General features: G+C 42.9%; 11 protein-coding genes. 9 read left to right on the top strand and 2 right to left on the bottom strand.

Annotated features, from left to right (window positions below; genetic code table 11):
* The first annotated feature begins 66 nt into the window (after window positions 1-66).
* The 5 genes from FFR60_RS08770 (at window position 67) to FFR60_RS08790 (ending at window position 3,673) form a co-directional block, all read left to right on the top strand.
* Entirely contained in the window at window positions 67-237 is a 171-nt protein-coding gene (locus tag FFR60_RS08770) for a hypothetical protein (protein WP_171004897.1), read from the top strand.
* Window positions 238-268: 31 nt separating this feature from the next.
* Window positions 269-1,042, top strand: a complete 774-nt coding sequence (locus FFR60_RS08775) for a DUF975 family protein (protein ID WP_137663843.1) — start codon at window positions 269-271, stop codon at window positions 1,040-1,042.
* Window positions 1,039-1,776: an MBL fold metallo-hydrolase gene (locus FFR60_RS08780; RefSeq protein ID WP_137663844.1), complete on the top strand. Its 738-nt coding sequence runs from the start codon at window positions 1,039-1,041 to the stop codon at window positions 1,774-1,776. Before FFR60_RS08775 ends, FFR60_RS08780 begins: the two co-directional genes overlap by 4 nt.
* A gap of 50 nt (window positions 1,777-1,826) precedes the next feature.
* Window positions 1,827-2,834: a lipoate--protein ligase gene (gene lplA / locus FFR60_RS08785; protein ID WP_137663845.1), complete on the top strand. Its 1,008-nt coding sequence runs from the start codon at window positions 1,827-1,829 to the stop codon at window positions 2,832-2,834.
* 131 nt (window positions 2,835-2,965) lie between these two features.
* Window positions 2,966-3,673, top strand: coding sequence for a GntR family transcriptional regulator (locus FFR60_RS08790; protein ID WP_088933238.1), 708 nt, complete (start codon window positions 2,966-2,968; stop codon window positions 3,671-3,673).
* Window positions 3,674-3,741: 68 nt separating this feature from the next.
* Here FFR60_RS08790 and FFR60_RS08795 read toward each other — a convergent pair whose 3' ends face one another.
* Window positions 3,742-4,944 carry an enolase C-terminal domain-like protein gene (locus tag FFR60_RS08795; RefSeq protein ID WP_137663846.1) on the bottom strand — a complete coding sequence of 401 codons (1,203 nt, stop codon included), beginning with the start codon at window positions 4,942-4,944 and terminating at the stop codon, window positions 3,742-3,744.
* 274 nt (window positions 4,945-5,218) lie between these two features.
* Between FFR60_RS08795 and FFR60_RS08800 the strand changes: the two genes are divergently transcribed.
* Genes FFR60_RS08800 through FFR60_RS08810 form a run of 3 tightly spaced genes read left to right on the top strand, consistent with a single transcriptional unit; the run spans window position 5,219 to window position 8,704 of the window.
* Window positions 5,219-7,048, top strand: coding sequence for a glucose PTS transporter subunit IIA (locus tag FFR60_RS08800; RefSeq protein ID WP_137663847.1), 1,830 nt, complete (start codon window positions 5,219-5,221; stop codon window positions 7,046-7,048).
* Window positions 7,049-7,062: 14 nt separating this feature from the next.
* Window positions 7,063-7,716 (top strand): bifunctional 2-keto-4-hydroxyglutarate aldolase/2-keto-3-deoxy-6-phosphogluconate aldolase, encoded by a 654-nt coding sequence (locus FFR60_RS08805; protein ID WP_137663848.1) that lies wholly within the window; start codon window positions 7,063-7,065, stop codon window positions 7,714-7,716.
* On the top strand, window positions 7,709-8,704 hold the full coding sequence (locus tag FFR60_RS08810; protein WP_137663849.1) for a sugar kinase: 996 nt from the start codon (window positions 7,709-7,711) through the stop codon (window positions 8,702-8,704). The genes FFR60_RS08805 and FFR60_RS08810 overlap by 8 nt, the downstream gene beginning before the upstream one ends.
* A 41-nt stretch (window positions 8,705-8,745) precedes the next feature.
* Here the strand turns inward: FFR60_RS08810 and FFR60_RS08815 are convergent, their stop codons facing one another.
* Window positions 8,746-10,320, bottom strand: a complete 1,575-nt coding sequence (locus FFR60_RS08815) for an MFS transporter (RefSeq protein WP_137663850.1) — start codon at window positions 10,318-10,320, stop codon at window positions 8,746-8,748.
* 305 nt (window positions 10,321-10,625) lie between these two features.
* Here FFR60_RS08815 and FFR60_RS08820 point away from each other — a divergent pair, with 305 nt between their 5' ends.
* Complete coding sequence (locus FFR60_RS08820) at window positions 10,626-11,129, top strand: signal peptidase I (protein WP_249354973.1); 504 nt, start codon at window positions 10,626-10,628, stop codon at window positions 11,127-11,129.
* The last annotated feature ends 123 nt before the right edge of the window (window positions 11,130-11,252 follow it).

Raw genomic sequence — 11,252 nt, forward strand, 5'->3', positions numbered from 1 at the left:
TTGCCAGAAGTCGTTGTTGAATTTATGTCTGATTGTTTAAGCCTTTGTATGAAGGAGAAATGCGATTTGCATACGAAAATAGATACAAAACGTACAGAGCTGGATCTTTTAAAGAAAGAATTGAAAACCTTCGAACGGCTCAATTATGCAAATGTTCCAGTTGCACTTGAAGCCAAACGAGTCGAGCGAAAAATACAGAAATTAACCAAAGAAATAGCCGAATTAAAAGAAACGTAGGGAAGTTTTCCCGCGTAAAAGGAGTGTCTCTATGAGTCTAAGTGAATATCGTCAAAGAGCTAAAGATCGTTTAAACGGTCAATGGGGAATCAACGTCGGGTTAATCGTAGTCGTTGGACTATTGACAGGAATGATTAACACCATTTCATCGATGCCCAATAATGAAAATCTTCAGTTAGGAATATCATTTCTATTGAGTATCTTCGTGGTGTTTGCCTTCAGCTATGCCCTAGAATACATCAGTTTATATGTGGTTCGAGGCGGCAGAGCAGAATTAGGCCAAATTTTTGTGGTTTTTCAGCAAGGGTATTATGTCCCGTTGCTGTTAATCAATATCATTGCACAAGTCGTGCAATATGTACTGGCAGCAATCTTCTTCATTCCATTGTTGCTGCAAGCCGGCAGCAGTGTGTATATCTCACTGATTTCATCTGGTGGGGTAACGAGTGCCCAAAATGCCTCTACCTTGTTAAATATCGGCGTACTTGGTCTTTATGCTATTTTGACCTTAGCATTCTTGCTTGTATCGACGATCATCAGTATCATTTTCAAGTTTGCTATTTGGGTGAAATTTGATTATCCGGACCTAAGTGTCGGCGATTGTATCAAGCGTGCGTGGTTATTATTGAAAGATCGCTGGGGCAAATACATTCTATTACAATTGTCCTTCATTGGCTGGTATATTTTAGGGTTAGCCGCTTTGATTGTTGGACTGTTTTTTGTAGTAGCTTATGTTAATACGGCTAGCGCAGCTTTTTATGACCAAGCCTTGAAGGAAAAAATTGATCAGGGGGAATTAGCATGAAATTGACCGTCCTAGGTTGTTTAGGCGCATATCCTTATAAAGGTCAAGGGACCACCAGCTACTTGCTGCAGGCTGACGGCTTTAATTTATTATTAGATGCCGGCAGCTCGACATTGGTAGAGCTGGAAAAGGAACTTGATCCATTGGATTTGGATGCAGTGATTTTGACTCATTACCATCATGACCACATTGCCGATCTAGGGGTGCTGCAATATTACTGGCAGCTTTATCCGACGCAAACGCCTAAACCAATCCTGCCAATTTATGGACACACAGAGGATGAATTTCATTTCAATGATTTGACGATGGAAGGCGTTACAGAAGGTCATGCCTATTTTGAAGCAGAAGAATTGAAACTTGGACCGTTTCTTGTTACTTTTATGAAGACGATTCATCCGGTACCTTGCTATGCGATGCGCTTTGTGGAGGAAAAGACAGGAGCAGTCTTTGTCTTCACTGGAGATTCCGGCTATTTGGAAGCCTTCAATGAATTTGCCAAAGATGCGGATCTGTTTTTAGCGGACACGTATTTATTTGACGGCAACGAACGTCATAAAGCCCACTTCACTGCTGGTGAAGCCGGTACTTTTGCGAAAAATGCAGCGGTCAAAAAATTAGTTTTGACTCATTTGCCGCAGCAGGGTGATTTGGAAGAACTACGTCAACAGGCAGCCGCAGCCAGCGAAGGGATTCCCGTAGAGTTGGCGCAGCCCCATAAGGTTTTTGAGATTTGAGCTGCGGGAAAAAATAATCTATTCCTTAAACGGAGTTAGGAGTTGGAAAAATGCTATACGTACCAAATGACAATGAACGTGATCCACGAGTAAACCTTGCCATCGAGACTTATCTATTGAAGAATATGCCATTAGACGAACCAATCCTGCTTTTTTACATCAATGAACCATCGATCATTATCGGTCGTAACCAAAACACGATTGAAGAGATCAATAAAGAATATGTGGACGAAAAAGGGATTCATGTCGTTCGACGTTTAAGTGGCGGAGGTGCCGTTTATCATGATCTTGGAAATTTGAACTTCAGCTTCATTATGCCGGATGACGGCAACTCCTTTAGAGATTTCAAAAAATTAACTGAACCGATCGTTGAAGCCCTTCATAAACTAGGGATCGAAGGCGCACAGTTAAAAGGCCGTAATGACCTGGTGATTGATGACAAGAAATTCTCTGGAAATGCGATGTACTCAACCAATGGACGGATGTTTGCGCATGGCACGCTAATGTTTGACAGCGATATCGATGAAGTCGTGAATGCCTTGAAGGTTAAAAAGGATAAGATCGAATCAAAAGGCATCAAGTCGATTCGTTCACGCGTGACGAATATCAAAGATTATCTGCCAGCGGACAAGCAAAATATGACGACAGAAGAATTCCGTCAAGCGATTCTATTGCAGATTTTTGGGGTAGATAGTGTCGATCAGGTTAAGACTCATGAGTTGAATGAGGAAGACTGGAAAGCTATCAATCAAATTTCTGATGAATACTACAAGAATTGGGATTGGAACTATGGTCGTTCACCAGAGTTCAACTTGGAACGCCAAAAACGTTTCCCAATCGGCTCGATCGAAGTTCGCTTAGATGTTGCCAACGGTGAGATTGAAAAAGCGAAAGTCTTCGGTGATTTCTTTGGACTAGGCGAGATCAAGGATGTTGAAAATCAATTGATCGGTACCCGTTATGAGAAAAAGGCCATAGAAGAAAGCATCGATCAAATCGATCTGACCCATTATTTTGGAAATATCACCAAAGAAGATTTCTTAACACTAATCTATTAATAATCAAAGACCTTTCGATTTTCGAAGGGTCTTTTTTGTCGAGCAAACTGTAATACGAGATAGGTGGATGGAAAATCTCGTTTCTTTTGTTAAGATAAGAATGAAGAAATCGTTTGACAAAGGAGCCTGACATGAAAAAGCGTGAATTCATCGTTCAAGACTTATTAAGTAAAATTTATCAGGAAGAATTTAAAAACGGCAAACTGCCGAATCAACGAAAATTAGCGGAAATCTATGGGGTCTCGCGTTTTACGATCCAGCAGGCGGTCAAAAACTTGGAAGAGATCGGAATCGTCCGGGTTGTCCAAGGTTCAGGGATTTTTGTCCACGAAAAATGGGTGAAGAACCCGTTGATCTTTAACTCATTGACCCGCACGCCCTACGATCGAATCGATTCAAAGATGATCGAATTGAACAAAGCCCCAGCTACTTTAGATGAACAAAAGATTTTTCAAATCAATGAGGGCGATGAGGTGTGGACCTTTGAGCGGATACGAATCGTTAACTATAAAATCGAACAGCTGGAGATCTCAAAAATGCCAGTCTCGATGTTTCCCGATTTGTCCCAAGAGGTTGTGGAGCATTCGATCCAGAACTACGTGGAACAAAAAGGCTTTCGTATCTCTCACTACATCACCAGCTATGATCCAATCACGACTTCAAAGGAACAGTCGAAGCTGCTTTTATGCAAACGCGGCACACCCGCGATGCAGATCACAAATCGGGCTATCTTAGAAGATGGTCAGGTTTTTGAATACAGCAGCATCGTGGCGATCGATTATTCGGTGACCTATATCCGACCCTTTGATCGCGAGATACATCGGTCGCGGATTGACTAATAAGAACTATTTCATACAATAAACGACCCGCAATCAGTTTGATGTTGAGTGCGGGTCGTTTATTTATTTTATGGTGTGACGATCGTTCCATCAGGTGTTCGGCTTTGTGTCCATTCATGAGGTCGATAGACGACAGGATATTCGGCGGCCAGTTCTTCGTTGAAGGTCACACCGATCCCGCTTTCTTCGATCGGATAGAAGAAGCCTTTTTCTGGGGCAGGGATATTGCCAAAGACCTTCTTCGTGTTTTCAGGAACATCGATGTTTTCTTGGATAGCGGCGTTATGCAGATGAATGTTCAAATGCGTATTGACTGCTAAACCGATCGGCGTGATATCCGATGGTGTGTGCCAAGCGATTCGAATCCCCATCGCTTCACAGAAGTGGGCCAATTTCAAGGCAGGTGTGATCCCGCCGATTTGTGAGACGTGTGCCCGCATATAGTCGATTTGTCGATTGCGTACGAGTTCTTTCCATTCCATCGGATTATTGAACAATTCCCCCGTAGCGATCGGCGTAGTAGACTGGCTGCGCAATTGAGCCAACCATTCATTTTGATTCGGCGGCAGGATATCCTCTAAAAAGAAGAGATTGTATGGTTCCGCTGCTTTTGCGAAGTTGATCGCCTGATTCGGATGCAGGCGTTCATGGACATCATGAAGCATTTGGAAACGGCTGCCGCCGTATTTGTCTTGGATGCTGGCGAACATTTTCAAGGTTGTCTGCATATAGTCTTCTTGGTCGAAGTACGAGCCGTTGATTGGATTCTCAGGTGTTGCCAAGTTACTTGGATTGCCGCCGTAAAAACCTAATTGACAGCGGATATAACGATAGCCTTCTGCTAAAAATTTATCGATTTCGCCATACAGATCGTCTAAGTTATCTGCAACAGCATGAGTATAAGCTGGGATCGCTGTGCGGGACTTGCCGCCTAATAATTGATACAAAGGCATATCGGCAAGCTTTCCTTTAATGTCCCAAAGCGCCATATCGACACCAGCGATCGCATTGTTGGTGATCGGTCCGTTGCGCCAATAAGAATTGACATTCATCACCTGCCAGAGGTCTTCGATTTGATTCGCATCTCTGCCGATCAGTAATGGTTTCAAGTATTCCTCAACGACTGTTTGAACCGCTAAAGGCCGGAATTGAAAGGTTCCGCAGCCGACGCCGGAGACGCCTTTATCCGTTTCGACCTTTACGACTAATAAATTATGGCGATCGGGTTTGATCGCGAAGCTTTTTATATCAGTAATGATAGTTGGTGTCATTTTTTTCACTCCAATGTCTGTCAATATGAATCATTTGCAAACCCATTGAAACACGTAGATGATCGGGCTGTCAATTTGGTCTGAAAAAAAGGAGCTTAACCACATAAAAACAGTCCAATTTTTAAATAAATATTTAACAAACGTTGATATAAGGCTGATTATTTTTGTTTTTAGATAAAAAGGACTGGTTTTACAAGTGTGGTGGAGCATGCTACTATGTGTGTGAAAACGGAAACACGTTTCAGCGCGTTTCGAAGAATAAGGAGGAAAAAAAGTGAAGCATGAAGATGTAGCAAAAAAAATCATTAAAAATGTTGGCGGTGCAGACAATATCAACAATGCTTGGCATTGTATGACCAGGCTGCGTTTCAATTTAAAAGACGAGAAGCAGGTTGATTATGAAGCGTTAGAGAAAATACCGAAAGTCGTCGGCACGAAATATCAAAGCGATCAGCTGCAGGTAGTGATCGGAACAGATGTGGCCGATTACTTTGCACCGGTCGCCAAAGAGTTAGGTCTTGATGAGAACAGTCAGCAGGATGCTGGTGAGAAAAAAGGTGCCGTATCATTATTTATGGATACCGTTTCAGGTGTATTCGGTCCGATCGTACCAGCGATCGCCGGCGCCGGCATGATCAAAGGATTGATGGCGGGACTGGTGGCACTGAATGTGATCTCCAACCAAACAGATACGTATTTGATCATTGATATGATCGCCAGCGGCGTCTTTACGTTCTTGCCATTCTTTGTAGCTGCTTCGGCTGCTAGAATCTTTAAGACGAATCAATATTTGGCAGTCGCGATTGCCGCGATGCTGCAGTTTCCAACGATGACCAACGCAGTTGCTGAAGGCTCCATCTCAGCATTCAAACTATTCGGTGTGATTCCTGTACCGGTCTTTAACTACGCAGGTACAGTTATTCCGATCATCTTTGCGGTATTAGCACTAAGCTATATTTATCGCTGGGTCGATAAGGTGCTGCCGCAGGTTTTACGAACTGTCTTTACGCCGACAATTTCATTATTTGCCGCAGGGTTAGTTACTTTGACCGTGATTGGGCCAATTAGTATCCATCTAGGAAACTTATTAGCGGCTGGTGTTGCTTGGCTGTTCTCGATCTCGCCAGTCTTGGCCGGTATCGTGGTAGGAGCGATTCGCCCAATTGCAATCTTTACAGGTTTGCACCATGCGATGACACCAATCGCGCTGCAAAACTTTGCCAATCAAGGCTATGATATGCTGATGCCGATGATGTTCATGGCAAACATGGCGATCACAGGTGCTACAGCTGCGATCTACACGAAAGTAAAATCAAAGGAAGAAAAATCACTTGTGCTATCTTCTGCTGTTTCCGGTCTATTAGGAATTACTGAACCAGCACTATTCGGGATTTTATCAAAATACAAGAAGGCCTTTATCGCAGCGACTGTCGGCAGTTCAGTAGCTTCAGCCTTTATCAGCTTCTTCGGCGTTCGAATCTACGGCTATATCTTATCAAGTATTTTCAGCTTGCCGGCTTATATTGGACAGTACTTTATCTTTGCTGTTCTCGGTATTTTGATTGCATTGATCTCTTCATTTGTCATCACTTATATGCTAGTTCCTGAAGAGCAAACAGAAGAAGACGATTTTACTAATGAAGTGGATTTACATGCTGTTGCTAAAGGCAGCTATGTTCCATTGGAAGATGTACCCGATGAAGTCTTTTCAAGCAAAATGATGGGCGACGGCTTTGCGATCAACTCAGTCGACGGCGCAGTATTCGCACCAGTTACTGGTACCGTGACCACTGTCTTCCCTTCAAAACATGCGATCGGGATTAAGACTGCAAATGGAGTAGAAGTCCTGGTTCACATGGGAATCGATACGGTAACACTGGATGGAAAAGGCTTTGATGTGCCAGTGAAGGTCGGCGATAAAGTGACCGCCGATACGAAAATCGCTCAAATGGATCTAGAGTACATCCGCAGTCAAGGTAAAGAAACAATGATCATTGTAGTCATCACGAATATGGATCGCGTCTTGAAATTCTCAGGCGAAAGAAATCTAGAAGGTCAACATCAAGCGGGTGCTTTATTAGAACGCGCACTGTTGAATGGATAGGGGATAATAAGGAAATGAAACGAATGGAAATCTTGTCACGATTAGAAAAAGCCGGAGTGATTGCAGTAGTTCGGGGAAAAGACCAGACTGAAGCAGTCAAAGCCAGCCACGCGATCATCGCAGGCGGTGTGAAGGGGATCGAAGTGACCTTTACAGTGCCAAATGCCCAAGCGGCGATCCAAGAGCTGGTTGAAACTTATCAAGGACAGGACGTGGTCATTGGTGCTGGAACAGTGTTGGATGCAGTGACGGCACGCCTTGCGATTATGGCTGGAGCAGAATTTGTGGTTAGTCCAAGCTTTGATTCGGAAACGGCAGAACTATGCAATTTGTATCAGGTTCCTTACCTGCCGGGCTGTATGACGATTACTGAGATGCAGCAGGCTCTAAAAAGCGGCGCGGATATCATCAAGCTGTTTCCAGGCAGTGTCAGCGGACCAAGCATGGTTTCAGCGGTCAAAGCTCCATTGCCTCAGATCAACCTGATGCCGACAGGCGGTGTCAATCTTGAGAATATGGAAACATGGTTTAAAGCGGGCGTTGTAGCCGTTGGTGTTGGCGGCAATCTATTAGCACCGGCAGCAGTAGGCGACTTTGCGAAGGTAACTGAGATTGCGCAGCAGTATGCAGCGAAACTTGCGGAGATTCGAGGACAAGCCAATGGCTAAGATCGTTTGCTTGGGAGAAATTATGTTGCGTTTATCTGCCGAAGCAGGTATTCGACTTCATCAAGCTCAACAATTAGACGTATTTTATGGAGGCGGCGAAGCAAATGTCGCTGTCTCCTTAGCTAATTTTGGACACCAAGTGCAGTTTGTCAGCAAGGTAGCCGACAATGGTTTTGGTCAAGGAGCGGAACGGCATTTAAGAAGTTACGGAGTAAAGACAGATTACTTGCTTAAAGGTGATGGCAGATTAGGCGCTTATTACGTGGAGCAAGGAACAGGACAGCGTGCCACTTCGGTCATTTACGATCGTCAGCATTCCGCCTTTGCGTTAATGAATGAACTAGAATGGACGCTTAACGAATTATTTTCTGAAGTGGATCTTTTTCATATTTCCGGTATCACGCCCGCTTTGTCTGAGCAGTGGAAAATACTGACTCTTGAGGTAATCAAGGCAGCGAAAAAGGCCGGCTGCAAAATCAGCTTCGATTGCAACTACCGCCAGAATCTCTGGAGCCAAGAAGCAGCCGGGACTTTTTTAACCAAGGTCTTGCCTTTGATCGATTATTGTTCCTCTGGAAAAATGGATGCGATCTACTTATTAGGGATTCCAGAAGCTGGATCAGATGCTGCACATTATTATCAGAAAATGCAGGAGCTGTTTCCTAATATCACTGCCTTTTATTCGACAAAGCGAATCGTTCATTCGGCTTGTGTCAATGAATTGCAGGGGACTTTGTGGCTCGATGGCGTTTGTCATACCTCGAAAAACCATCAGATCGATCCAATCATTGATCGCATCGGCGGCGGAGATGCCTTTACTGGCGGAGTATTGCATGGTCTGCTTAACGATCGTTCACCAGATGAGATCATTGAATTTGCCGCCGCGACTTCTGTCTTGAAACATACAGTAAAAGGTGATTGCAATCAATTCAGCGAATCTGAAGTCAGGAAGTTTGTCCAAAGCGACAGCGCAAAAATTGAACGCTAAAAAATCAGGAAACGGTCTTTTAAAGACTGCTTCCTGATTTTTTATAGTCCCAATGTAATTTTAAAGTATTGCTGCTTTTCCTTATTTTGCCAATGCCACTCGCCATTTGATTGTTTGACGGCATGCGCCAATTCTTCGTGCTGATCTGAAGGAGCAGCTGCGGCGACAGTTTCATCAAAAGAATGGCGCGTGAAGGCACTCGTATTACTTTCGATAATCAATTGTTCCTGCTTTTGCTGAATGGAAATGTCGACAGCACCAAAACGGGAATCTGTCAAAAATTTTTCGAATAGCTGGATCAATAGTCCGAGATTTTCTTCATTCAATATTTCGCTGTCCTCTTTGACCGCCAGCCGACAGGAGAAGAATTTTGCTTGTTTGCGAAATTCTTTTTGATAATACTCATGCAGTTGTTGAAGCAGAAGAGCTAAATTAGGCGCTTGACCACTCCATGCGGCTTCCTTTTCAGTGAGCAGCTTAAAGGTCGTCAGCAGGTTGTTTTGCTTTTCTTGCGCTAATAATAGCTGCTGCTTTTTCGCTTGCTGTGTGATCCGATAGTGCTGGATAAAGCGGATATCCTCTTCAAAATGATACCCGCTGATCAAGAGCATCAGCCCGCCAAACAAAATCAATGGCCAATCTGTCGTCAGGTTAGCGGCTCCGGCAAACAGCTGGATGTAGAAGAAGCAATGGATAAAGGCTGCCATGATGATGCCCGGTGAACAAATAGTATAGAAACGATTGTGGTCAGCCGATTCAGCTAGAGCGATCGCTGATGTATAAAGTGTCATGAAGACATTAAAGCCGCTGAAAATCTGCACGGCGATCGGCAACGATAATTTTCCAACAACGATACATAGTAAGCCAAAGATTAATAGAAAAACCTGCGAACCGACACCGTAGAGATAATAGTGCTGATATTTTTTAGTTCGCAGCAAATAATAATTGGTCAAAAAAACTGGAATCAGGATCGCCGTCAGATTATAAAGAATCGACAACGTTTTAGGACCAAATAAGGTACTGAGGGGAACGTTTAGAACGATCGATTGCACGCCCACTAAGAATGTAAAACCAATCAAGATTAATGATGAAATCAGACTTTTGCGTGAGGTACTAGGCTTTAGAAACAGCAATACCAACATTAAAACGATCAAGGTCGAGCACATGACCAGCAGCAAAAACTGCGGCAGGGAATGCAAGATAAAAAAGCGGCTTACATCTGCTGCTTCACCGATAAATACACGGGCAGGAATCCCAGCATAATATTCATAGGGTGTTTTTGTGATGACCCGCAGCTTCTGTCGCTGATAATTCTTAGGTAAGTGAATCGTCGTTTGTAAAAGGCCGGGCTCCTTTTGCTTTTCAGTCGCTCCGTATTTGTAGATCAGTTTTTCACCAACATAGATAGCGAGCCATTGATGATTGGTTCGCACGACCAGTTGAGGGTCCTTAAGCTTCATGTCTAATGGCTGCTGCATGATTAAGGAATTATTTGGATGCACGTTGCTTAAACGCTGGTCCGTTTTCCCGAAAATATAATGATCTGAATGATCCTTGATAATAAAGGTCCAGCGAGCCTTCAATTCTTCAACGTTTGTTTTTTTAATCTCATTCATAATTTTAATACTGGCAAATGAGACTGCTAGTAAAATAACGGATATTATTAAAATAAAGCTGCGCTTTGATTGGATTTTAATTAAACGCTTTTTATATGTATTCGCATTGATGAAGCAACACCCTTTCATTTAAAAAAAGAAAATAAATAGTTTGGAATTCTATGATAATAGTAACATATCACGGATTTCATTCAAAATAAATTCGAAATTTTATTCAATTATCTACTAAAAAATAGATTTTTTTGAGGAATGTGATATGATGGTAATAAATGATTTTTCTTTTTTATGGAGGTGAAAGGGGACTTTTGAAAAATAAAAAAATAACGACTGTATATGCGGTTTCGATCTTTCTGCTGTTTCTGCTGTCGATACTGACGATTGTTATTCCTAAAATAATGGATGTTATGCCTTATGTGATTTCAGATAGTGAGATGGCCCCCGAATATAATCAGGGCGGTTTGGTTTTTGTAAAGGATGTGACGGAGCCGATTCATGTTGGCGATACGATTACCTATTACGAGAATCAAGGAAAGGCGATCAAGACGCGGCGAGTCTTAGCTGTAGACCATAATATTGACGGCTACTTTGTTAAAGGGGACAATTCCGATAAAGCGGAGATGGGGCTGGTCCATGAACGGAATTTGATCGGCAGGCCGCATTTTTATTTACCCTATATCGGTTTTCTGGCAGATACGAAAGCGATGAACCTTTTAAAATGCAGTTTATTTATCGCTGCTATACTGATGACTCTCTCCACCTTGATTTTCCAAACAGAATTGAAACAGAAATTACGGCAGCAAGCCGAATAAAAAGACCTTCATAATCGAAGGTCTTGATCTATTTAATAGGACAGACGGGTTTGTCAACTAAACTGTGGAAGTTAATTAATTAAGTTTTCTAGTAAATAGCCTCTCACAGTATTTTTAAGCAAC

This window comes from Enterococcus hulanensis, assembly GCF_005405485.1.
GTDB classification, from domain to species: Bacteria; Bacillota; Bacilli; order Lactobacillales; family Enterococcaceae; genus Enterococcus_A; species Enterococcus_A hulanensis.

Coding starts and splice junctions, on each gene's coding strand:
- FFR60_RS08775 (WP_137663843.1), top strand. CDS start 269: ATGAGTCTAAGTGAATATCGTCAAAGAGCTAAAGATCGTTTAAACGGT.
- FFR60_RS08790 (WP_088933238.1), top strand. CDS start 2,966: ATGAAAAAGCGTGAATTCATCGTTCAAGACTTATTAAGTAAAATTTAT.
- FFR60_RS08810 (WP_137663849.1), top strand. CDS start 7,709: ATGGCTAAGATCGTTTGCTTGGGAGAAATTATGTTGCGTTTATCTGCC.
- FFR60_RS08795 (WP_137663846.1), bottom strand. CDS start 4,944: ATGACACCAACTATCATTACTGATATAAAAAGCTTCGCGATCAAACCC.
- FFR60_RS08815 (WP_137663850.1), bottom strand. CDS start 10,320: ATGAATGAGATTAAAAAAACAAACGTTGAAGAATTGAAGGCTCGCTGG.
- FFR60_RS08780 (WP_137663844.1), top strand. CDS start 1,039: ATGAAATTGACCGTCCTAGGTTGTTTAGGCGCATATCCTTATAAAGGT.
- lplA (WP_137663845.1), top strand. CDS start 1,827: ATGCTATACGTACCAAATGACAATGAACGTGATCCACGAGTAAACCTT.
- FFR60_RS08805 (WP_137663848.1), top strand. CDS start 7,063: ATGAAACGAATGGAAATCTTGTCACGATTAGAAAAAGCCGGAGTGATT.